General features: G+C 31.6%; 22 protein-coding genes. 8 read left to right on the forward strand and 14 right to left on the reverse strand.

Going from position 1 to position 21,844, the window contains the following annotated elements; translation table 11 throughout:
• Positions 1 to 19: 19 nt before the first annotated feature.
• Complete coding sequence (locus ACZZZT_RS14785; protein ID WP_463460960.1) at positions 20 to 550, reverse strand: biopolymer transporter ExbD; 531 nt, start codon at positions 548 to 550, stop codon at positions 20 to 22.
• A 210-nt stretch (positions 551 to 760) separates the two neighbouring features.
• Between ACZZZT_RS14785 and ACZZZT_RS14790 the strand changes: the two genes are divergently transcribed.
• On the forward strand, positions 761 to 1,315 hold the full coding sequence (locus ACZZZT_RS14790) for a fasciclin domain-containing protein (RefSeq protein ID WP_318800575.1): 555 nt from the start codon (positions 761 to 763) through the stop codon (positions 1,313 to 1,315).
• 130 nt (positions 1,316 to 1,445) lie between these two features.
• Here ACZZZT_RS14790 and ACZZZT_RS14795 read toward each other — a convergent pair whose 3' ends face one another.
• The 7 genes from ACZZZT_RS14795 to ACZZZT_RS14825 all read right to left on the reverse strand — a co-directional run bounded on the left by ACZZZT_RS14795 (position 1,446) and on the right by ACZZZT_RS14825 (position 9,619).
• Positions 1,446 to 2,291, reverse strand: a complete 846-nt coding sequence (locus tag ACZZZT_RS14795; protein ID WP_463460961.1) for an EamA family transporter — start codon at positions 2,289 to 2,291, stop codon at positions 1,446 to 1,448.
• Between the two features lie 118 nt (positions 2,292 to 2,409).
• Complete coding sequence (locus tag ACZZZT_RS14800; protein WP_042566890.1) at positions 2,410 to 2,550, reverse strand: hypothetical protein; 141 nt, start codon at positions 2,548 to 2,550, stop codon at positions 2,410 to 2,412.
• A gap of 71 nt (positions 2,551 to 2,621) precedes the next feature.
• A complete protein-coding gene (locus ACZZZT_RS14805) occupies positions 2,622 to 4,058 on the reverse strand; it encodes a serine hydrolase (protein ID WP_463460962.1) in 1,437 nt (478 codons plus the stop codon).
• Between the two features lie 64 nt (positions 4,059 to 4,122).
• Complete coding sequence (locus ACZZZT_RS14810; protein ID WP_463460963.1) at positions 4,123 to 5,565, reverse strand: serine hydrolase; 1,443 nt, start codon at positions 5,563 to 5,565, stop codon at positions 4,123 to 4,125.
• 314 nt (positions 5,566 to 5,879) lie between these two features.
• Complete coding sequence (locus tag ACZZZT_RS14815; RefSeq protein WP_463460964.1) at positions 5,880 to 7,610, reverse strand: M56 family metallopeptidase; 1,731 nt, start codon at positions 7,608 to 7,610, stop codon at positions 5,880 to 5,882.
• Between the two features lie 33 nt (positions 7,611 to 7,643).
• Positions 7,644 to 8,009 carry a BlaI/MecI/CopY family transcriptional regulator gene (locus ACZZZT_RS14820; protein ID WP_042566894.1) on the reverse strand — a complete coding sequence of 122 codons (366 nt, stop codon included), beginning with the start codon at positions 8,007 to 8,009 and terminating at the stop codon, positions 7,644 to 7,646.
• A gap of 392 nt (positions 8,010 to 8,401) precedes the next feature.
• Positions 8,402 to 9,619: an MDR family MFS transporter gene (locus ACZZZT_RS14825; protein ID WP_463460965.1), complete on the reverse strand. Its 1,218-nt coding sequence runs from the start codon at positions 9,617 to 9,619 to the stop codon at positions 8,402 to 8,404.
• A gap of 96 nt (positions 9,620 to 9,715) precedes the next feature.
• On the opposite strand from ACZZZT_RS14825, the gene ACZZZT_RS14830 reads away from it, so the two are divergent.
• From ACZZZT_RS14830 to ACZZZT_RS14860, 7 genes are all read left to right on the forward strand, one after another.
• Positions 9,716 to 10,315, forward strand: coding sequence for a DUF1684 domain-containing protein (locus ACZZZT_RS14830; protein WP_463460966.1), 600 nt, complete (start codon positions 9,716 to 9,718; stop codon positions 10,313 to 10,315).
• Positions 10,315 to 10,980, forward strand: coding sequence for a TatD family hydrolase (locus tag ACZZZT_RS14835; protein WP_463460967.1), 666 nt, complete (start codon positions 10,315 to 10,317; stop codon positions 10,978 to 10,980). Before ACZZZT_RS14830 ends, ACZZZT_RS14835 begins: the two co-directional genes overlap by 1 nt.
• An 85-nt stretch (positions 10,981 to 11,065) precedes the next feature.
• Positions 11,066 to 11,779, forward strand: a complete 714-nt coding sequence (locus tag ACZZZT_RS14840) for a tRNA threonylcarbamoyladenosine dehydratase (RefSeq protein ID WP_463460968.1) — start codon at positions 11,066 to 11,068, stop codon at positions 11,777 to 11,779.
• A gap of 113 nt (positions 11,780 to 11,892) precedes the next feature.
• Positions 11,893 to 12,555 (forward strand): HAD family hydrolase, encoded by a 663-nt coding sequence (locus ACZZZT_RS14845; protein ID WP_463460969.1) that lies wholly within the window; start codon positions 11,893 to 11,895, stop codon positions 12,553 to 12,555.
• Between the two features lie 69 nt (positions 12,556 to 12,624).
• The gene (locus ACZZZT_RS14850) at positions 12,625 to 13,467 is read left to right on the forward strand and encodes a DUF2911 domain-containing protein (RefSeq protein ID WP_042566900.1); all 843 of its coding nucleotides are present in this window, start codon (positions 12,625 to 12,627) and stop codon (positions 13,465 to 13,467) included.
• A 221-nt stretch (positions 13,468 to 13,688) separates the two neighbouring features.
• On the forward strand, positions 13,689 to 14,213 hold the full coding sequence (locus tag ACZZZT_RS14855) for a TetR/AcrR family transcriptional regulator (RefSeq protein WP_463460970.1): 525 nt from the start codon (positions 13,689 to 13,691) through the stop codon (positions 14,211 to 14,213).
• Between the two features lie 2 nt (positions 14,214 to 14,215).
• The gene (locus ACZZZT_RS14860) at positions 14,216 to 14,629 is read left to right on the forward strand and encodes a DUF1348 family protein (protein ID WP_463460971.1); all 414 of its coding nucleotides are present in this window, start codon (positions 14,216 to 14,218) and stop codon (positions 14,627 to 14,629) included.
• A gap of 4 nt (positions 14,630 to 14,633) precedes the next feature.
• Here the strand turns inward: ACZZZT_RS14860 and ACZZZT_RS14865 are convergent, their stop codons facing one another.
• The 6 genes from ACZZZT_RS14865 to ACZZZT_RS14890 all read right to left on the reverse strand — a co-directional run bounded on the left by ACZZZT_RS14865 (position 14,634) and on the right by ACZZZT_RS14890 (position 21,838).
• A complete protein-coding gene (locus ACZZZT_RS14865) occupies positions 14,634 to 15,263 on the reverse strand; it encodes an MCP four helix bundle domain-containing protein (RefSeq protein WP_042566903.1) in 630 nt (209 codons plus the stop codon).
• Between the two features lie 74 nt (positions 15,264 to 15,337).
• The gene (locus ACZZZT_RS14870; RefSeq protein ID WP_302096223.1) at positions 15,338 to 15,955 is read right to left on the reverse strand and encodes a hypothetical protein; all 618 of its coding nucleotides are present in this window, start codon (positions 15,953 to 15,955) and stop codon (positions 15,338 to 15,340) included.
• A gap of 132 nt (positions 15,956 to 16,087) precedes the next feature.
• Positions 16,088 to 16,819, reverse strand: coding sequence for an alpha/beta hydrolase (locus tag ACZZZT_RS14875; RefSeq protein WP_463460972.1), 732 nt, complete (start codon positions 16,817 to 16,819; stop codon positions 16,088 to 16,090).
• A 95-nt stretch (positions 16,820 to 16,914) separates the two neighbouring features.
• On the reverse strand, positions 16,915 to 17,409 hold the full coding sequence (locus ACZZZT_RS14880) for a hypothetical protein (protein WP_302096221.1): 495 nt from the start codon (positions 17,407 to 17,409) through the stop codon (positions 16,915 to 16,917).
• A 48-nt stretch (positions 17,410 to 17,457) separates the two neighbouring features.
• On the reverse strand, positions 17,458 to 19,182 hold the full coding sequence (locus ACZZZT_RS14885) for a sodium:solute symporter family protein (protein ID WP_463460973.1): 1,725 nt from the start codon (positions 19,180 to 19,182) through the stop codon (positions 17,458 to 17,460).
• A 124-nt stretch (positions 19,183 to 19,306) separates the two neighbouring features.
• Positions 19,307 to 21,838, reverse strand: a complete 2,532-nt coding sequence (locus ACZZZT_RS14890) for a PIG-L family deacetylase (protein WP_463460974.1) — start codon at positions 21,836 to 21,838, stop codon at positions 19,307 to 19,309.
• Positions 21,839 to 21,844: the final 6 nt, after the last annotated feature.

Consider the following 21,844-nt stretch of genomic DNA (forward strand, 5'->3'; position numbering starts at 1 on the left):
TTAGAATGTAGAGTTTAGATTATTTTAAAGCTAATAATTTTGTTTCTTCAGGTGTATAATAATCTACAATTGAAAATGACTTTATACCCGTAATTTGTAATTCATCTAAAATATCAACTAAATTTTTAAAATTACATTTATTACTTGGTTTTATGATAACTGTAACACCAATCTGAGGTCTTCCCATATTTGCCGAATACTCATGAACTTTACGATTTTTATCTAATAGTTCTTGTCGAATTCCACTTTTCCCATATTTAATCTGTTTGGGCATTTGTATAGGAGATTCTAAAATTCCCATATAAGATATCATTTTATCGTTTTCGTCCAATAACAAAGTTAAAATACGATTTTCATCTGGTTTATTGCAACCAATATCATGAACTTCATCATAGCAATTAGGCAAGTAATAGTTCATCATTTTCGGTTTCGCCAACTCAATTGTTACCATAAAAAAGATAATCAATAAAAAAGAAACGCTAGCCATTGCCGTTAAATCAACTCGTGTATTTAACTTTTTACTTCTTACTTTTTTGGGTAGATTTTCCATAAATGATTAATTTTTTATGAAAGTTAATAATAAAATTGAAGCAAAACAGAGTTGGTTTTTAAAATATTTCAAAAATAATTTAATCTATTAAAGTCTTGTTTTACAGTATATTTTGAGGATTTTACAATAATATTTTATCTTTTTTATTTTTTTAGCAAAACCAAAACCATTGTTACGGCGTAAATGAGCTTATAACTTAAAATATTAATTATGAAAACTAGAAAATTTTTAGCCGTAGCAATCTTAACATTAGGATTTGGATTTGCATCTTTCGCACAAAAAACAGTAATGGTTGGTGGAGCAGCAATGTATCCAAATAAAAATATTGTTGAAAATGCAGTTAATTCAAAAGATCATACTACACTTGTTGCCGCTGTAAAAGCTGCAGGATTAGTAGAAACATTACAAAGTAAAGGACCATTCACCGTTTTTGCCCCAACAAATGCCGCGTTTGACAAATTGCCGGCTGGAACTGTTGAGACATTATTGAAACCAGAAAACATCAAAACATTACAAACTGTTTTAACTTATCATGTTGTTGCAGGAAAAATGAATGCATCTGATATTGCAAAAGCAATTAAAGCGGGTAAAGGAAAAGCTACTCTTAAAACTGTAAGTGGCGGAACTTTAACAGCCTGGATGGATGGAAAAGATTTATACATTAGCGACGAAAGCGGAAACAAAGCTAAAGTTACTATTGCAGATGTAAACCAATCTAATGGTGTAATTCATGTTGTAGATACAGTTTTACTGCCAAAAATGTAATAATTTTAAATTCCAAATTTAAAAAATTCCAAATCTCAATTTTTAAATTGGAATTTGGAATTTTTTATTCTGTAAAATTTCACAAAAGTAAATTGGAATTTGGATTTTAAAATATTGGAATTTAAAAGATCTATTTCTTAGCGGTTAATGTAGATCCTACAGAAGCAGCAACAACACAAAAAACAGCCAGAATTTCGTAAAAACTTAAGTTTTCCTGCAGAAAGATAAAAGCACAAATAGAGGCTGCTGCCGGTTCTAAACTCATTAAAATACTGAAAGTTCGTGGAGGAAGCTGACCCAAAGCTTTCATCTCCAAAGTAAACGGAATAGCACTCGACAGAAGAGCAAGCGCAACACCCATTCCGAAAAGTTTTGGAGTAAGATTTGCCAATCCGTTTTCGTAAAAACCGAATGGTAATATTAAAATCGCTGCAAATAACATTCCGGTAGAAACAGCCTGACCATCATTCATTATTCGGGATATTTTTCCGCCCAAAACAATATAAGCAGCCCAAAGACCTCCGGCGATAAGGGCAAACAAAACGCCCAGCGGATCGATTCTTTCATTTGACCATGGTGCAATTAAAACGATTCCTGCCGCGGCCAATAATATCCAACAATAGTCTATTAAACGTTTTGATCCAATTATGGCGACCAAAAGCGGTCCGATGAATTCTAAAGTCACCGCTAAACCAATTGGAATTCTTTCTATTGCTAAATAAAATATCAAATTCATGGATCCCAATGCTAAACCATACGGAACTACAATTTTCCATTGCTCACGTGTAATTGCTTTTAAATTTGGTCTGTAAGCCAATAATAAAATCAAAGCCGAAATCCCAATTCGTATAGATGCCGTTCCTGCTGCGCCTATTGTAGGGAAAAGGGTTTTAGCAATGGCTGCACCACACTGTACACTAATAATAGCTAAAAGTACCGCCGGAACAGGAGGAATGTTGAATTCTTTATTTTTCATGAAAATTATGATGAACGCAAACTTGTAGTAAGCTTAAGAAGATGTATTTTTCTAATTTATTCAAATAGAAAGCTGTGTTGAAAATAAATCAACATTTACAAAAATATTGGATTATAAACTATCCCAAAGCACGTTTCGTTACATAAGCACGGTAACCAATAATTGCCATTTGCCATTTTTTTGCTTTAGCAATATCCAAACCCTGCTTAGTGAAGCTTGGTAAAAGTAGTTTATTTATTTTGGCTAAAATTTTATACATGGTGGGTTAATTTTCGTCAAAGATATAAAAAAAGACTTTGCGTTTCGGCAAAGTCTTTTTGAGTTACAGGTTTAAGATTTTTTAGTTAAAATGGTATCTATTTTTTTCAGCATCTCTTTTGCATTATTATTGTCAGGTGCTAATTTTAATGATTTCAGGTAATTTTGCTTAGAAATTTCAAATTGTTTATCAGTAAAATAACTTTCTGCAAGGCTATCATAAGCATTTCCGGATTGTGGATTTTCTTTAGTATTTAATTCAAAAACTTTGATGGCGTCATTAATTCTTTTGCAAGTCATTAATGCATAACCAATGGTATTTAATCTTTCTTCAAAATTCCATTCAGGATGTTGTTTTTTGATAGCAATATAATTTTGTTCTGCTTTATTAAAATCCAGTTTTAAAAAATCGAAGGTTATTTTTTCATCTGTAATGGCATATTCGTCATATAAAGCCTGATCTACAATTCCGGCAACATGAGTAACAACCTGATCCTGAACACCAGAATATTTATGTCCGTTTGATAAAAAGATAACAGTCAAATTGTTCTTGGTAAATTTTCTGAAAGCAGTTTCATTTCCGCCACTAAATCCATAAGTAAAAATATTATTTACAGGATAAATTCCCCATCCATATCCAAAATTGTATTTGTTTTTAAATTGAAAAGGTTCCCACATAATGTGCTTTGTTTCGCTTTTTAAATAACTATTATTATCCAGGTTTTGATTCCATCGAATAAATTCCGTAAGAGAAATATTTATTCCATTTGAAGAATGAGAATCTTTGCCGCTGTCTGTAACACTTTTTTCATATGTATTGGTTTGCCTGTTAAAAAAGTATCTATAAGCACTATTTGGAAACACTTCTCCAAAGTTAGAAGAAAGATAAACACCCGATTTTACATTCGAAAATTGGTTTTGCAAAATATATTGATCAAACGTTAAACCAGTGATTTTTTCTATAATTTTTGCCAAAAACAAATAATTTGTCTGGTTATAACTGTATTGATTTCCGGTAGAAAATTCCATTGGCTTTTTTGCCAATAATTCTATTCTTTTATCATATGGTAATGTAATTGGTATGTCATCAAATTTTATAATATCTGGTAAACCAGAAGAATGAGTTAATAAATTCTTGACTTTTATGGTTTGCCATTCTTTGGGTAAATTGTCTAAATATGTAGAAATTTCATCTTCTAAAGATAATTTTCCGTTTTCTATAAGTTGAAAAATGCCAACATTCGTAATTAGTTTTGATGTCGAGAAAATTTTGAATATTGTATTTTGATCTACTGGTTTATTTTCTTCCAAAGAAGCTTTTCCATAATAGTTTTCATAAATAATTTTCCCATCTTTTATGACCGCCAAAGCTGCACCAGGAATTTCATTGATTGCTATTACATCCTTAATGTATGCATCTATTTTTTGTTTTGTAGTCGTTTCCTTTGTTTGACCAGAACAGAAATTAATAGTCAATAGGAGAGTTGATATAATAAAAGTTTCTTTCATTTTTAAGATTGTAAAAAGTTAATTTTATTTGGGATTTTTTTTTCTAAAGATTCAAATAGACATTTTATTCAATCTTCAAAAGCAAATTTTTATCTGGCCCATTTTCAACATTTAAAGCATTTTCAGGAGCTTCGATCCAACCCGTTTTATTGATAACAAATTTGAACATACGGATTTTGTCATTTTCAAATTGGCTTTTTGGAATTGAAATCTCAAAAGTATCTTTGTTTTTTCGAACCATTTGATACTTTTGATCCTTCGGGTTCCAATTGTCAAAAGAGCCGGCAATTGAAACACTTTTTACTAAACTAGCATCAAGCGCCTTATCATGCTGATAAGTAAAAACAACATTGTTGTTACTAATTTTATAACCGTAAATTTCTTTTTTGCTGTTTTCATTAATCAATAAATCGTGGGACAAGCTTACTATGGCATTTCCTAATGCATTTGCTGTTTTTTCATTACTGATATTTACAATAATAGAAATTCCTAAACCACGTTCAGGATAAGCCAAAAACATATTTTGTGTTCCAAAAGCTCCTCCGTGTTTCCAGCAGTTTTTTCCGTTGTCGTCAACTTGTATGCCATCCCAAAAATAACCGTTAAAATCACTATCAGAATTTGATAGATTTCTTTGAGATTCGAGAACTATTTTATTTTTTGTATTCAATTCAAAAGCAATAAATTTGGTTAAATCACCTAAAGTAGATTTTAAATATCCTGCCGCTCCCCAAAGATTATCAGACAGCATTGGCATTTGGATTTTACCGTTATATCCATTTGCAATAATGGTATTTTTATCAGGATGTAAAAATGTCGATGTCATATTGAGTTTAGACAGAATATTTTCTTTCAAAAGTGTTTCGTAACTTTTATGAAAGATATTCTCCAGCATATGCGCAGCCAATTGTACACTTCCATTACTATATTTAAATTTAGTTCCCGGTAAAGTATCCAGCTTTATTGTTTTTAAATCTTCAAAGAATTTTTCTCTCGAATAGGATTCATCCATTTTTTTGAAATCAAGATAACTGCTATCGCTTGGATTATTTCTGAATTTTGAATTATCCGGTAAATCTTTATTAAACCCGGTTCTAAATGAAACCAGATCTTTAATTTTAATTGGGTTTCCCTGATATTCCAAATTAGGATATGAACCTGTTATGTATTTTCTAATATCGTCATCCGGACTTATTTTTCCTTCTGTAATGGCTTGAGCCATTAATAATCCGGTAAATAATTTGGTTATCGAAGCAACTTCAAAAACGGTATTATTGGTAGCTTGATTTCCTTTTCCTTTATCTATTTCGCCATAATGTTTGGTAAATGTTTTACCATCTTTTACAATACCAATAGAAACGGAATTGGCTTTGGAATTTTCTAATAAAATTGTGGCATTTTTATCCATTGATGCCACAATTTCTTTTTCGGATAAGTTATTTAATTGTTTCTGTGCCAGACAAGATAAACAAGAACTTATCAGTACTATTAAAATTATTTTTTTCATTTGATTTCGACTTAATGTTCTATTTAACAGATTCGTGCTAGTTTATAATTAAAAGACTCTCGTATTAAATATTTGTTTCGTTTTTAAAGAAATATTGGGTTAAATTTTTTGAACAGAAAAATAAAAGCTAAAAAAAGAACCAGTGTTTTGTTCACTGGTTCCATATATTATTTATTTTAATTTTATTTCTATTACTTTTTTGATACAATGATCAATATTCAGTTTTGTTCCGTTCATTTCTTTCTGACTAAAACATAAATTTAAAATGAACAATATTGTTGCAATAAAAAATGTTTCTTTCATTTTAATAAATCTTATGATTTTTTATTTTTCTCAGCTTTTCTCATATCCCTTTCTTGCTGTCTCATATATTTTTCATAAGTTCTCATGCCTTTTTCATACTCTCCCATGTTTTTAGCATATTCGTCGCTGCTTGAGCCGTATGTTTTTTCTACGTACTGATTGAATTTTTCCATATCAGCATCAAACTTTTCCATAGCAAGATCATATTTTGCCATTTCTTTGTCATAAATGGCTTCACGTTTTGCCATGATTTCTTCTACTTGTTTTTCGTAAGCAGACATATCAGGTTCAAATGCTTCCATTTTTTTCTCGAATTCAGCCAATTCTTTTTCAAAAATTTTCATGGCTGCTTTATCGTTATGGTTGGTTGGCGCTTTTGGTGCTTTTGGCATTTTAGACATGTCAATAGGCGGAGCGGGAGGCATTGGCCCGTTTGGAAACACTGGCATTGTTGGCGGTGTCGGAGGTGTCGGAGAAGTTACTTCACCCACTTGATTTCTAATTTCTCTAATCTCAATCTTACGATTTTCAATACTTATTGGTTTATCAATTGCATCATCCGTAAGTATACCTATTTTATTAGAACCGTCATTCTCAACAGATACGACAATTCCACATTTTTTAATAGCTTGATCTCCTTCAATCTGAAGAGTTTGGGTTTCTTCATTTTCTTTTTTGATATCGATTCTAATAGATGTTAATTCTTCTTTTGAATTTCTTTTTACATTCGAAATAACAACATCAGCATCGTAGTTTTCCTTTAACTCTTCGGCGATTTCCTTTAGATCCTGATCTGTTGTATGTTTATTAATTTTGTAAACATCAACAGGATCTGTTTTCTCAACAACTTCTGTTTTTTCTTTACTTTCTTTTTCTTGTGCAATAACTTTGATTTGAAATAAAAATACAAAGGCTACAAGTGCCGGAATAATGGTGTAATACTTCCAATAATTCCATTTTTTTGATTGATTTTTGTTTAACATGACAATTCGTTTTTTGATTAATGATTGATAAAAATGATTGGTAATTGCAACACATGATTCGTGTGTTGTTATTTTTAAAAGCGTGTATTGATACGCTTTTTTGTCGGATATTTTTTTGGTGGCTTCGCTGTCGGCAATAAATTCAAGATTTTGTAAAATCGCTTTTTTGTACAGCCAGATGATTGGATTGAACCAAAAAAGGACACAAAAGATTCTCGAAATTAGAACGTCAATAGTATGATTTTGATCACTATGCACTTTTTCATGTTCCAGAATATTCTCTAATTCAGATTCGCTGTACATTGATGAGTTGTACACGATATAATCGAAATAAGAAAAAGGCGCAATATTTTCTTTGATGTCAATAAATTTAAAATCAGCTTGTTGTTGTACTTTTTTACCTTTTAAAACCGAATTTAAACTATAAAAATCAAGAGCAAACTTTAGCATAAAAGCCAAAAATCCAATGGCATAAATAGCAAGAGATACTAAATTCCAGTCTATCACAAATGATTCTTTTTCAATACTTTGTGGAACGTAAGTTGGTGAATAGTTAAAATTTGGCAGTGGAGTAGGATCAACCCAGACAACTTTGGTGTAAACTAAAAAGGGCAATGCAACCGAAGTTATCAAACCAATTAGTAAAAACCATCTGTTACTATTAAAGAATGTTTCCTTGCGTAATAAAAAATGATAAGCAAGATAAAACAATATTAATAATCCACTTGATTTTGCGACAAATATGAAAAGTGCTTCCATAAAAAGGTTATTTTATTTTGGTTGATTTTTTTCTTACTTTTCTTTAGGATTTTCGATCATATTAAGGATTTCTCTTAATTCATCAGCAGAAATTTTTTCTTCCTTAGCAAAAAACGAAACCATACTTTTGTAAGAGCTATTAAAATAGTTGTCGATTGCAGTACTCATAAATCCTTTTCTGTAATCTTCAATACTCACAATTGGATAATATTGATGTGTGTTTCCAAAAGCATTATGCGCCACATATCCCTTTTCTTCCAAATTACGCACAATTGTCGAAAGTGTGTTATAATGTGGTTGATCTTCAGTAATTTCTGCCTGAACCTCTTTTACAAAAGCTTTTTTAAGCTTCCATAAAATGTGCATGATCTCTTCTTCCTTATTGGTTAACTTTTGCATGTTTTCTAATTTTAATTCAAACCTACAACTATTTTTTTAGTTACACAACTATAAATTTAGTTATTTAACTAAAAAATACGTTTGATTATGTTTTAAGTATAGGAAATACGAGTTTAATTGATTGATTTTCAATGTTTAATGAGATTTTACCGCAAAGTACGCAAAGTTTCTATTTGAAAGTGTTTTTATAAAATAAAAAAAGTTCGCAAAGCTTTGTATTGAAAAAGCTTTGCGAACTTTGTGTTTATAAACACATCACCTTAAAAATAACTTAGCGAACTTTGCGTAAATCTTCGCGCACTTTGCGGTAAAATCCCACAAAGCATTGTCTTTTAACATATTCTATAAAAAATAAACTTAACGCATTGCGGTAAAATCACACAAACCAGTATTTAATTAATTTTCTCGTCTACTAAAGCTTTCCTAATCCAGAAACAACAAAAAGTAGCAACAACACCAATACAAGCCATAAACAACCAATTGATTTGATAACCCAAACGAGAAATTATTTCGAAACCAACTTTTGAACTTACGATATGAGCCAAACTAAAGCTCATAGTATAAAGTGCCATATATCGACCTTCCTGACCACGTGGAGCACGACTTAAAGCAAAAGCATTCGAAAAAGGAAATGTTAGAATTTCTCCAATCGAAATACAAATCATACTAATAACCAGAATACCAGCCCATACATTAATAAGTAGTAAAAAGAAACTCAAAGCCATAATAAACGATCCCAGGATAATGATTTTAATTTTAGGGAAAGCTTTTCTCTCCATAAAACCAACAGTTGGCATTTCAAGAGCAAAGATCAAGAGTCCGTTTAAAGTCATTAATAATCCTGTTTGAAATTCGCTTAAGCCAAACTTTTCATTATGATATAAAGGTAAAGTCGTAAATAATTGAAAGAAAATCATTGCCGTAATAAAACTCACAAACAAGAAAACCCAAAAGATACGATCGTGAAAAACCGATTTAATTTCTGTCGAAATTTCCATTTTATCACCGTGGTTTACTTTTTTCTTTTCCTTAACCAATAAAGCAAAAATGGAAATCGAAATGATACAAGATGCACCATCAACCCAAAAAAGCCCCTGATAACCAATTCCCATTATAATCAAACCTCCCAAAGCAGGTCCTGCAGCAAAACCAAGATTTACTGCTAAACGTACCAAAGTCAATGCGCGGGTACGATTTTCGGGTTTTGCATAAGCGCCCAAAGAAACAAACATTGCAGGTCGAAACATGTCTGCAATAGTCATTAAAACAAACATAGCACCGCATAGCGCCCAAAATGTGGTAATATATTGTACAAGAAATAGCGAAACCCCACTTGTAAATAAACTAAATATCATGATTTTATAAAACCCGATTTTATCTGATAGTTTTCCTCCTAACCACGAACCTAACATCGATCCTAATCCAAAAGAAACCATAATCCAACCCACCTGATTGTAAGTAAAATGTAAATCTTCCTTTAAATATTTTGACAAAAAAGGAAGTACCATTGTACCGGCACGATTAATAAAAGTGATCAGGGTAAGAATCCAAATTTCTCTTGAAAATCCTCTAAAATTATTGATGTAGTGGGTAAAAGCAGTTCTGAGCATTATAAATATGTATTTGCAACAAAGTTAGGAAACTTTGTCACTTCCTGCGGTTGGTGCTTTGTTACTTTTAAACTATTTTTGCATAAAATTTCAAAGATGAAAAATGTAATTTCTTTTTTAGTATTGTTACTGGTTAATTTTTGTTTCGGTCAGAAAAAATTTGATCAGAAAGAAACAGAAAAATTTCAGAAAACAATAAACTCAGAATATGCTGATCCTAAGACTAGTCCGCTTATGGAAGAAGATTTAAAGACTTTTAAAGCTTTAGATTTTTATCCTATAGATGCAAAATATTTTGTGAATGCAAAGTTTGTAAAAGCAAAGAATGAAAAAGTCTTTGAGATGAAAACTACAGGAACAAGAACTCCACAATATATTAAATACGGAACTTTGTATTTTACCTTAAACGGTGTTGCCCTGCAATTGAACGTTTACAGAAATATCGAACTTTCTAAAACGGCAGCATACAAAGATCATTTGTTTTTACCATTTTCTGACTTAACAAGCGGTAAAGAAAGTTATATAGGAGGAAGATATATTGATTTGAAAATTCCGAAGGGAAATACAATTGCAGTCGATTTTAACCAGGCTTATAATCCGTATTGTGCTTATAATCACAAGTATTCATGTCCATTGGTTCCTTTAGAAAATGATTTGAAAGTAGAAGTTAAAGCCGGAGTTAAAACATTTCATTAATGGAATTCTTTAATTTTCATACGCATCAATTTACAAACCAGCCTGATATTTTAGAACTGGTTAATCAATATCCGCAGGAATTTAATGCTGCAATTCCGTTTTATTCTGTCGGAATTCACCCCTGGTATATTGTACGAGACAGAGTTGATGCCGATTTGAAAATTATTGAAGAGAAATTGCAAACCAACAATTGTCTGGCTATTGGCGAATGTGGTTTGGATAAACGAATTGATATTCCGTTACAAGAGCAGATTATAGTTTTTAAAAAACAATTGGCTTTAGCCGAAAAATATAAGAAACCCGTTGTAATTCATTGTGTTGCGGCTTTTCAGGAAATAACCGCGATCAAGAAAGAAATGAAAATTTCAGTTCCGATGATTGTGCATGGTTTTTCAAAAAATGCCCAAACTGCAAATCAGCTTATTAAGGATGGATTTTATCTTTCGTTTGGAAAATATTTATTGAGAAATCCGGAATTGAAAACGGTTTTCGAACAAATTCCAAACGATCGTTTTTTTCTGGAAACTGATACGGTAGAGGAAAGTATCAAACAGGTTTACAATTTAGCAGCAGATTATAAAAATATAAGAATTAATGAGTTACAAGATATTATCTCAGTTAATTTTAAAACAGTATTTCAGAATGAAGCTTTGTCAAAGTTTTAAACTTTGACAAAGCTGAGCACAAGTACGGAACTTGAAACCTGAAACAAAGAAAACAAACATAAAGAAATAAACAAAAGAATTTTATATGGCAGAGTGGACAGAAAGAGCCGAGCTTTTATTTACAAAAGAAGGATTACAGAACTTGCAAAACTCGAATGTTTTAGTAGTTGGTTTAGGAGGAGTTGGCTCATTTGCAGCAGAATTTTTGGCAAGAGCAGGAGTAGGGAGTATGACAATTGTAGATGGCGATGTAGTTGATATAACCAATATAAACAGACAATTGCCGGCATTGCATTCGACAGTTGGTGAGCCAAAAATAAAAATTGTTGGCGATCGATTGATGGATATTAATCCGGAATTGAAACTAACTCGTATACAGGAATTTTTATCTCCTGAACGTGCTTTTGAGATTGTTTCTCCAGAATTTGATTATGTTTTGGATTGTATTGACAGTATCACACCAAAATTAAATTTGATTATTGCAGCCAAACGCAAAAGAGTTAAAATCATAAGCAGTATGGGTGCTGGTGGAAAAATGCTGGCTTCGAAAGTAAAAGTGAGTGATATTTCTAAAACAATAAACTGCTATTTTTCTAAAACTATCAGAAAACGTTTGAAAGAAGTCAAAATCAACAAATTAAAAGTGGTTTTCTCTTCTGAAATTCAAGACGAAAAAAGCTTAAAATTAACCGACGGAAAAAACTTCAAAAAGTCATTTTACGGAACAAACAGTTATATGCCAGGATTATTCGGACTTCACGCTGCCGAAACCGTAATTAGATATTTGCTGAAAAAATAGATACTAAGATGCTAAGGTTCTAAGCTGCTAAGATTTTAAACTTAGCTAAAAAACTTAGAACCTCAGTATCTCAGAATCTTAGTTCCTCAGAACCTTAGAAACTTAAAAAAGAAATGATAAAAACAGTAATATTTGATATGGACGGTGTAATTGTCGATACAGAACCCGTTCATCGTTATGCTTATTATAAACAATTTACAGAATTGAATATCGAAGTAACCGAAGAAATGTATACTTCGTTTACTGGGTTTTCGACCCGAAATACTTTTCAAACCTTAAAAGGCTTTTTCCCAACGATTGAACATGAAGTTGAAGATTTGATTCAGAGAAAAAGGAATATTTTTAATGATGCTTTTGATACCAAAGAAGATTTGTATCTGTTAGAAGGTGTGGAAGATTTAATCAAAGATCTGTATGCCAATGGAATACAGTTGGTATTAGCTTCATCAGCATCAAAAGTAACGATTGATCGTGTTTTTACAAGATTTAATTTGCATCCCTATTTTACACATATTGTAAGTGGAGAAGATTTTCCTCAATCAAAACCTAATCCGGCCATTTTTCTTCATGCAGCATCATTGTCTGTGGCGCCGGCAGAAAATTGTATTGTAATTGAAGACAGCACAAACGGAGTGAAAGCGGCAAAAGCAGCAAACTTGTTTTGTGTAGGTTATAACAGCCATCATTCTAAAATGCAGGATTTATCTGCTGCTGATTTAATTATCAACCATTTTAATGAATTAAACGCACAAAAAATATCACAGCTAGGCGCTTGAATTATATAATATTTAACATTTGTTCGCTAATTGAATTTGTAAATTTGGGCAAAACAAAATAAACAAGAAATGAAAAAACTACTTATTGCATTAGCCATTATTTTGGCTCCTTTTGCTACAGAAGCACAAATAAAAACACCACAAGCGAGTCCGAAAGGTTATATAAAACAAACTGTAGGTTTAACTGATGTTGAAGTTACGTATTCAAGACCAGGTGCCAGAGGAAGAGCTGTATTTGGAAATTTAGTTCCGTTTGGTAAATTATGGAGAACAGGGGCTAACGAAAATACAATCATTAATTTTAGCGATGATGTTATTATTGATGGTAAAACATTAAAAAAGGGAAAATATGCAATATATACAATTCCTAAAATCGAAAGCTGGGAAGTGATTTTTTATCTTTCTACAGATAACTGGGGATTACCTGAAAATTGGAATGAATCGTATGTTGTTTTAAGAACCACTGTAAAAGAAGATGCTTTACCAACTCCAGTTGAGACATTTACAATTGGAATTAATGGTTTAGATCCAAACTTCGGATATTTAGAAATGGCTTGGGAAAACTCTCATGTTGCTTTAAAATTTGAAGTTCCAACTGCAAAAAATGCGATTGCAAGTATTGAAAAAACTTTAGGCGGACCAACAGCAAATGATTATTTTGCTGCATCTCAATATTTATTTCAATCAAACGGAAATATCGAAACGGCAAGAACTTATGTAGATAAATCTCTAGATATGAGTACTGAAAAACCTTATTTTATTTTAAGATTAAAATCGTTGATCCAGGCAAAACAAGGAGATAAAAAAGGTGCCGTTGAAACTGCAAAAGCTTCATTGGCTGCTGCCGAAACTGCTAATAATCAGGATTACGTAAAATTAAATAAAGATAGTATTGCGGAGTGGAGCAGATAATGCTTTAAAATTCCAATCCCGAAGTTTCGGGATAAATCCCAAATTCCAAAAGCTTTGACTTTGGAATTTGGGATTTTTTTGCGTCTTTTTTTAATTAGAAAACGTTCTTTTTTTGTCATTTCGTTCGAAATGACAGTATTAATCTATTTAAAAATAAATAGACAGACTTGTCTGTTTGTATTGAATTTTCCATACATTTGTATTTCTAATTCATCACACAAATGTTACCCAAAGAACGAATTTTAGACAAAGCTTTTGTTTTATTTCACAAACAAGGATATAATGCCACTGGTATCAATCAGATTATTGAAGAGGCGAAAGTGGCAAAAGCAAGCTTCTATCAACACTTTAAATCAAAAGAAGATTTGTGTGTTGCTTTTTTAAATCAGCGTCATGAATACTGGTTTAATGAATTGGAAAATTTCACCTTAAACACAGAAGATCCAAAATTAAAAATTCAGGCTTCGTTTGGTTTTTTGATTTATATGAATAAGAAAGAAAATTTTAGAGGCTGTAGTTTTTTAAACCTGCTTTCTGAAATTCCTTCTGATAATACAAAAGTGCTCAATGTAATTCAAAGTCATAAATCAGACTTGCGGAATTATTTTAAGAATCTTATCCATAACGATCTTATTGCAGACCATGTTTATTTGCTTTTTGAAAGCTGTATTATCGAAAGTCAGTTATTTAAATCAAACGATCTTATAGAACAATCTAAAAAAATAATTAAAACTTTAATTTTATAAAAATGGAACAGAAACTACCATTGCCACCTTTCACATACGAAACGGCATTAGAAAAAATTCAATTGGCGGAAGATGCCTGGAATAGCCAGGATCCGGAACGTGTTTCAAAAGCTTATACTATTGATAGTGAGTGGCGAAACAGAGACCAGTTTGTAAATGGGAGAGAGGAAATCGTTTCCTTTCTGACTCAAAAATGGAATAAAGAAAGAAACTATAAACTAAAAAAAGAATATTGGGCACATACAGAAAATCGAATTGCGGTTCGTTTTGAGTACGAATACCAAAATCTTGACGGAAATTGGTTTAGAGCATACGGAAATGAAAATTGGGAATTTGATTCAAACGGATTAATGCAAAAAAGATTTGCCAGTATAAACGATCTTGCTATTAAAGAAGAAGACAGAAAACTGAAATAATAAACTAATTCATGCTCGGTGGTTCCGGAATCTTGATAGTTCGCTTCGTTTTTTTGACAATTAATAAATAAAAAGTAATTCCGCCCAAAACAATAAGCAAAGCGATCTCAAGCTGGCCTAGACTGTTATTGTCATTATACATAGCATTTGCGCTGGCTAATTTTACTTTTCCTTCTGTAATTTGAATTTGGGATAATTGTTCTAAAGTTTTTAAAGCTTTTTCGCTTGATTTTGCAATTTGATCCCAATTTTTATTTTGGGTTTGCTTATTAATTGTATTACAAGAATTTAGAAAATTTTGGAAAAATATTCTTTCTGTTGGTGTCAAAACTGTTTTTTCGTATAATTGGTCTATCGAATGAATTACTTTTAATGTGCTAATAATTTCATCTGTTTTAATAGTATCGCTCAGGTTCAATTTCTCTGCTTCGGCTTTTATAAAATGAAGTTCTTTTGAATATTGAAAAATATAATGTGCCACCACCAAACGATCTTTATAAATCCCATTGATATTTTCATTTACCTTTTTAGAGTTTTGCAGCGTATTGAAATTGCTTAAAATAATAATCAGCATCACAATCAGCAAAATGAAAGCAGCTTTGGTTTTATTGCTGATTTTATGTAGGTCTTTCATTTTGTTTAAGGTTTGATTTATAAATATTTAATTCTATGTATTTTTTTAAAATATAACAGCATGTAAAATCCGAATTATTTTATAGAATTTAATCCAAGCATTTTGTTATCTGTTAACTCTATATTTTTAATAGATGCCAATGGAGCTATTTCTATGGTTTTACTTCCTTTGCTTATGTAGAAATAATATAATGAGTTTGTATTTATCAAATAAATTTCCTCCGATTCTCCGCTGTTATAGTTTAATTTATAGTTGTATTTTATCTTATCATTTTTAATTTTTTTTGATGTAAAATATCCTCCCGCAACCCCATAACCAAGAAAAAAAGAGCATAAAAAAATTGCCAGAGATTTTATTGCGATACTATTGAAATAACTTTTAGTTTCATTTATTGACAAACCTTCTGTAGATTTTAATTCAAATGCTTTTTGTACGAATCTAATATTATTATATTTTAATAATAGTGAGGGCAAATAATAATGCAAACCAAATAATAGAATTATGGCGGTTAAGATTATAGGATTTGAAGTAAATTCAGCAATTGGACTCATTAAAATATCCATTATTGTAGAATATTTTAAAATGTTTATTCCTAATTGATAATAAAAAAAACTGTCCTTCAATATCCCCATTATTACAAGGAAGATATAACCTAGCGGAAGTAATTTCTCTATATCATCTGAAAATTTCATTTACTAATTTTATAGTTAAATTACTCTAGTAACTAATTTTGAATTGATAATCAGTATTTTAAACTCTTTATTTGTTTAAGGGCTAGATTTTGGAAATACTAAAATAGTCTTTTTATTACAATTATGATACAATTATTTACTTATAAAATTAAGTATATGACGGAGTGTTTCTTCCTGTTGTTTTTCACGGGAAATTGTTGCAGAATCATCTCCCAATTGAAAATCATAATAGCCAAATTGTCCGTGATTGGCACCTTTAATTTTTACAAATTTTGTATTTGCAGGAAGTTTAGATTTATTCTTAAAAATTGTTTTTTCATCGGCAACACCGTCATTTGAACCGTATATCTTCAATATGGGAATTTTACTTTCTGCCAATGAAATATCTCGCGGATGTGTTGTTCCAATCAAAATCAGTTTTTGAATTAAATCCGGATTTTCTCTTACAAACTGAGCAGCCATCTTTCCGCCTTGCGAATGTCCCGATAAAATATAGGTTTTGGTTTTATCGGCAAATAAATCAAGCTGTTTTGGAATTTCATAACCTTTCGTAGCTAATCTCCAGGGCATTTTTATCAGATAAACTTTGATTCCGTTTTCTGAAATTTTTCTGCATAATGGCACATACGCTTTTGGATCGACCATTGCGCCGGGATAGAAAATAAAGATTTTATCAAATTTCTGCTTTGGTTCAAACAGAAAATAATCATCGCTGTCTTTTACTGATATTTTAGAACTGCTTTCGAAATAGGAATCTGGAACATCTTTAGCCTGATAAGAATAAAACAACCAAATCGTAAACAAAATAGCAATGGTAAACCATACTCTTTTTAATATTTTTAGGATTTGTCTTTTATTCTTCATTTAAGGAAATGATTTAGAGAAACATTTTGTTATGTTTTAGACTATCCCAATTTTAATGGAAGTTCTGAACCAAATTAAAGAAATTAAATTAAATTTTAATAAAATAATCTTCTTCTTATACAGTAAAGTTTAAAGTATAATTTTCTAAAACTATTTTTTTGTTGCAATTTAAACTTTTCACCTTCTTTATAACCAAAAGGAAATGTTGGGCTTTTAATACCAAATGGTGCAGATCTGGCATCGTTATAATAAAGTTCATCTTCATTCTCACTATATCTTCCGGCGCAGAAAAGGTTAAAGGTTGTACTTTTCCTATTTGATTTAAGAACGTTTATGTCAATCCATATTGGAATTTTATTTTTTCTGTAAAGTAAATCCACAACTTCATAATCAGTTAAATTTAATTTTATTATTCCTTCGTCTTCTGGATAAATATCAAATTGACTAATGTCTCCGTTAGTATTTGCTGGAGTAAAAATTATATTATACTTAAAATCAGTAGTCAGTTTATCTTTAATATAACGTTCAGCAAATTCGAAAGCAATTAAACTGGCATCTTTTAAACGGAATAAAAAATCTTCTTTTGTCATTTAACAATATTTTCAATATCTCGAAATTGTGTAATTTGATAATTGTATTTACTCCAAAACCACTTCCTCAGCATCCGGTTTGTCTCTAAAAAGCAAAAACTGCAGCAGCAATGCCAGTAATATCGTCAAAATCGCCCCAATAAAATTCAGCCATAAATAACCTAATTTTTCCTGACGGTAAATCAGGAAATAATAAATAACAAAAATGGTGGTCTGGCTTATTACAGCACTACAAAACATAGCTTTTGCTCGTACACGGCGCAAATAAAATCCAACCAAAAAGATTCCTAAAACAGTTCCGTAAAAGATTGAACCAATAATATTTACAAGCTGAATTAAATTCTCAAACAAAGTTCCCACACAGGCAAAAAGTATGGCTACAATTCCCCAGAAAAGGGTAAAGAATTTGGTTGCATTCAAATAATGTTTCTCTGATTTTTCGGTTTTCAGATTTCGTTTGTAAATGTCAATTGCTGTTGTAGAAGCCAATGCATTTAAACCTGAGGCCGTTGATGACATTGCTGCCGAAAGAATTACAGCTAATAATAAACCAATTAAACCTTTTGGTAAATAATGTAAAATGAAATGAAAAAACACATAATCTTTATCATTGGTTTCACTATTACTATCGGCTTTTGAAATAATTTCTTTGGCACGGTCGCGTAAATCTTTTTCTTTATTGGATAAAGCAACTAACTCTTTACGTAAAATTGGATTGTCATAATCCTGATTCAACTGATCAATATACAATAAATTGATTACTTTTTTATCTTCAGAAAGTTTACTTAATTTCTTTTCTAAGGCATGATATTCTTCTTTAAAAGCCGATTTTTCAATGACAATTTTGTTATTCGGATTAAAATTTAACGGAACCGGATTGAATTGAAAAAACACGAAAACCATAACTCCGGTTAACAGAATAAAGAATTGCATGGGAACTTTTAAAAGTCCGTTCATTATTAATCCCATTTGGCTTTCGCGAATCGATTTTCCTGATAAATAACGACCAACCTGCGATTGATCTGTTCCAAAATAGGCAAGGGCTAAGAAAAATCCGCCTGTTATACCGCTCCAAAATGTATATTTTTCTTCGGGATCAAAAGAGAAGTCTACAATATTCATTTTATCATTTGCACCGGCAATATGCATTGCACTGTTAAAAGTCATATCGTTTGGCAAATAATGCAAAATCAGGAAAAACGTGATAAACATTCCGGACATAATTACAAACATTTGCTGTTTCTGGGTTACGTTTACAGCTTTTGTTCCTCCCGAAAATGTATAAATAATTACAAGAACACCAATCATGATGTTCATAAAAGTTAAATTCCAACCCAAAAGAGCCGATAAAATAATTGCAGGAGCATAAATGGTAAGACCTGTTCCTAAACCTCTTTGTACTAAAAAAAGAATAGCAGCAAGAGAACGCGTTTTTAAATCGAATCGCTTTTCTAGAAATTCATAGGCTGTAAAAACTTTATTTTTATGATAAAGCGGAATAAATGTCAAACAAATTACAATCATAGCAATTGGCAATCCAAAATAGAATTGCACAAAACCCATTCCGTCGTGATAGGCTTGCCCGGGAGTTGATAAAAAGGTAATAGCGCTGGCTTGTGTCGCCATTACCGAAAGACCAACTGTATACCAGGGAGTTTCATTGTTTCCTAAAATAAAATCTTCGACGTTTTTACTTCCTTTGGTTTTCCAGGATCCATAACCAACAATAAATAAAAGCGTAACGATCAGTACGATCCAATCAAATAATTGCATAGGTTATGAGTATAATTGCATGATTAAGAAAAAAATCACAATATAAATTGCGTTGGCTACCAAAACGTAGGTGTAGCTTTTTTTCCATTTTTTTGTTTTTTTAGCTTCCATATTCTTGAAATCTCTATTTTTTTAGTTCTTGTTTAGGCGCTTCGATTGGCTGTTTCAGCGAAATAATATTCGACAATAACCTGTAAGCTCCGGCCACACCCTCCGGCAATTCTCTAAAAAAGCTTAAACCTGTGTAAATGTAATATCCTTTTCCATACGGTGCTACTAATAAAGCGCCATCTTTAGCAGATTCGCCTTTATCATGCGATGATAAAATAGGAGTGAAGGCAGCATCATAATCATTAGGATAATACAAACCTTGTTCTTGTGTCCAGCCTTCAAAATCTTTTGACGTAATTTTGTTTGGTGTATTTAATACAGGGTGATTTGGTGCCAAAAAAGTAACTTTTGCATTTTCTTCGGTAACACGATCATTTGATATTTTTAAGGGATATGGCGCAATCTGATCGGTTACAGTTCTGCCAAAAGTATTGTACTGAACAATCATGTTTTTACCGCTTTTTACAAAATCAAAAAGTATTTTTTGTTTGTTTGCTAATGCATTTACGGTATTGTAAGCGCGGATTCCGGTAATAACGGTACTAAATGAATCTAATTTTTCAGGCGTAATTTCTTCCGGTTTTACAATCGTAACTTTATAACCCATTTGTGTCAAACTTTCCGGAACTTCGTCACCTGCACCCATAATATAGGCAATGGCATCTCCTGAAGTTTTTAAATCAATTCGAATACATTTTGATTCGGCAGATTTTAAAACCATTTGTTTGGTAATGTGATTAAAATCAATGACAATTTCATCTTTGTCAAAACGTTTGTTGTCAACGGTTACAACACTTTTTGCAACAGCTTCTTCCGGCAGTGTTGGCGGTGTAACTTCAAAATAGAAAGTTTGTTCTGTTCCTTTTTTTGCTAATGTAAACGGAATTTCTTTTGGAGAAACTGCCCAGCTTTTTGGTAATTCAAGCTTCAGATTTCCTTTGATATCGTCTTTTCCTGCACGAACTTTTACAGGAATCATTTTGCTTTTTGTACTTCCAAAAAGTAAAACTTTTTCTAAAATTGAAGTCGTAACTTCTGGAACTATATCCAGAAAATTATACATTTCACCTTTTACACCATCGTTGTATTTGTAAACAACAATGCGCTCAAACGGAATTTCAACGCCATTAATTTTTACATTAAAAACAACTTTTACTTCTCTGATAATATCAGGAATTCCAATATTTTCCTGATTAGAGACCGTGTACATTCCTATGCTTGCTTTTTCTTTTAGCCAATAGGGCTGCGTGTATTCAATTGTATTGGGAAGCTGAATCTGAAGGTTGATTTTCTGATCGTTGTTGTTTTGTAAAATACTGTTTTGAACTGTAGTTTTATTGTCCGGCAAAGTTGTTACGCTTGTTAATTCCATTGAAACAGAACATCTGTTTATGGCTTCGAGACTTAATTTAACAGTGCTTCCCGGACTTGCTTCCTGTTCGCTGGCAACAGCTTCCAGATAAAGTCCGGAACAAGAGGCAATAATGTTTTTTATTGCATTAGTTTTTAGTTCTTTCCAATGATCATCTTCTAAAGACTGAATCATCGAATAGGCTTTTACCAGATCGGGAATACTGGCAGATGGGTTACTAAAGTTATAGTTTGAAATAATTTTAGAAATTAATTCTCCAACAGGTTTACCTCCTTTAACACGGTTCCATGTTGTGTCGATTCCGTCGAATAAATTATCACGATCTTTTGGATTTTCTCCATTTATAAGTTCCAGATATTCGGTTTCGTTTCCACGAACACCTGTGCTTCCAAAACCTTGCGATTGGTGACGGCTGCGGCTTAAAGCGGCAATTTCCTGATTCGATTTTCCAATTCCGGTATAATAAACACCTGTTTCCAGTTTGGTAAACTTCGATTTATTAGCGGCATCAAATTTTTCCTGACTTCCGTAAAACCACCACGAAGGATTAAAAAACTGTCGTTTTACCTGCCATGGTTTAACATATTTTAATTGCTCCGGATATATTTTAGGATCATTTGTTAGTTTATAACTTTCAATGCTCAGCATTGCTGATGATGTGTGATGCCCGTGAGTAGTTCCCGGCGAACGATGATCAAATCTATTAATGATGACGTCTGGCTGAAATTTTCTGATTGTCCAGACAACATCTGCAAGGACTTTATCTTTATCCCAAATCTGTAAAGTTTCGTCTGGGTTTTTAGAAAAACCAAAATCATTGGCACGTGAAAAAAACTGTTCTCCACCATCAATTTTTCTTGCTTCGATTAATTCCTGAGTCCTTATTACGCCTAATAATTCACGCAATTGCGGTCCAATTAGGTTTTGTCCTCCATCGCCTCGAGTTAATGATAAATATCCTGTTCTGGCATTCATTTCATTTGCCATATAAGAGATTAAACGGGTATTCTCATCATCCGGATGTGCAGCAATATATAATACAGAACCTAAAAAGTTTAGTTTTTTAATTTGATTGTAAATTTCTACAGAACTTGGTTTTTGAGGTTGTTGTGCAAAAGAGATTTGAAAACCTATAAAAAATAAAAGAATTAATTGAACCTGTATTTTTCGCATGGTGTG

The organism is Flavobacterium sp. AC274 (assembly GCF_979258275.1).

Excerpts from the sequence above, each read along its gene's own strand:
- ACZZZT_RS14795 (WP_463460961.1), bottom strand. The coding sequence starts at position 2,291 with ATGAAAAATAAAGAATTCAACATTCCTCCTGTTCCGGCGGTACTTTTA.
- ACZZZT_RS14890 (WP_463460974.1), bottom strand. The coding sequence starts at position 21,838 with ATGCGAAAAATACAGGTTCAATTAATTCTTTTATTTTTTATAGGTTTT.
- ACZZZT_RS14790 (WP_318800575.1), top strand. The coding sequence starts at position 761 with ATGAAAACTAGAAAATTTTTAGCCGTAGCAATCTTAACATTAGGATTT.
- ACZZZT_RS14810 (WP_463460963.1), bottom strand. The coding sequence starts at position 5,565 with ATGAAAAAAATAATTTTAATAGTACTGATAAGTTCTTGTTTATCTTGT.
- ACZZZT_RS14860 (WP_463460971.1), top strand. The coding sequence starts at position 14,216 with ATGGAACAGAAACTACCATTGCCACCTTTCACATACGAAACGGCATTA.
- ACZZZT_RS14850 (WP_042566900.1), top strand. The coding sequence starts at position 12,625 with ATGAAAAAACTACTTATTGCATTAGCCATTATTTTGGCTCCTTTTGCT.
- ACZZZT_RS14830 (WP_463460966.1), top strand. The coding sequence starts at position 9,716 with ATGAAAAATGTAATTTCTTTTTTAGTATTGTTACTGGTTAATTTTTGT.
- ACZZZT_RS14840 (WP_463460968.1), top strand. The coding sequence starts at position 11,066 with ATGGCAGAGTGGACAGAAAGAGCCGAGCTTTTATTTACAAAAGAAGGA.
- ACZZZT_RS14835 (WP_463460967.1), top strand. The coding sequence starts at position 10,315 with ATGGAATTCTTTAATTTTCATACGCATCAATTTACAAACCAGCCTGAT.
- ACZZZT_RS14825 (WP_463460965.1), bottom strand. The coding sequence starts at position 9,619 with ATGCTCAGAACTGCTTTTACCCACTACATCAATAATTTTAGAGGATTT.
- ACZZZT_RS14885 (WP_463460973.1), bottom strand. The coding sequence starts at position 19,182 with ATGCAATTATTTGATTGGATCGTACTGATCGTTACGCTTTTATTTATT.
- ACZZZT_RS14865 (WP_042566903.1), bottom strand. The coding sequence starts at position 15,263 with ATGAAAGACCTACATAAAATCAGCAATAAAACCAAAGCTGCTTTCATT.
- ACZZZT_RS14880 (WP_302096221.1), bottom strand. The coding sequence starts at position 17,409 with ATGACAAAAGAAGATTTTTTATTCCGTTTAAAAGATGCCAGTTTAATT.
- ACZZZT_RS14870 (WP_302096223.1), bottom strand. The coding sequence starts at position 15,955 with ATGAAATTTTCAGATGATATAGAGAAATTACTTCCGCTAGGTTATATC.
- ACZZZT_RS14805 (WP_463460962.1), bottom strand. The coding sequence starts at position 4,058 with ATGAAAGAAACTTTTATTATATCAACTCTCCTATTGACTATTAATTTC.
- ACZZZT_RS14815 (WP_463460964.1), bottom strand. The coding sequence starts at position 7,610 with ATGGAAGCACTTTTCATATTTGTCGCAAAATCAAGTGGATTATTAATA.
- ACZZZT_RS14800 (WP_042566890.1), bottom strand. The coding sequence starts at position 2,550 with ATGTATAAAATTTTAGCCAAAATAAATAAACTACTTTTACCAAGCTTC.
- ACZZZT_RS14875 (WP_463460972.1), bottom strand. The coding sequence starts at position 16,819 with ATGAAGAATAAAAGACAAATCCTAAAAATATTAAAAAGAGTATGGTTT.
- ACZZZT_RS14855 (WP_463460970.1), top strand. The coding sequence starts at position 13,689 with ATGTTACCCAAAGAACGAATTTTAGACAAAGCTTTTGTTTTATTTCAC.
- ACZZZT_RS14845 (WP_463460969.1), top strand. The coding sequence starts at position 11,893 with ATGATAAAAACAGTAATATTTGATATGGACGGTGTAATTGTCGATACA.
- ACZZZT_RS14820 (WP_042566894.1), bottom strand. The coding sequence starts at position 8,009 with ATGCAAAAGTTAACCAATAAGGAAGAAGAGATCATGCACATTTTATGG.
- ACZZZT_RS14785 (WP_463460960.1), bottom strand. The coding sequence starts at position 550 with ATGGAAAATCTACCCAAAAAAGTAAGAAGTAAAAAGTTAAATACACGA.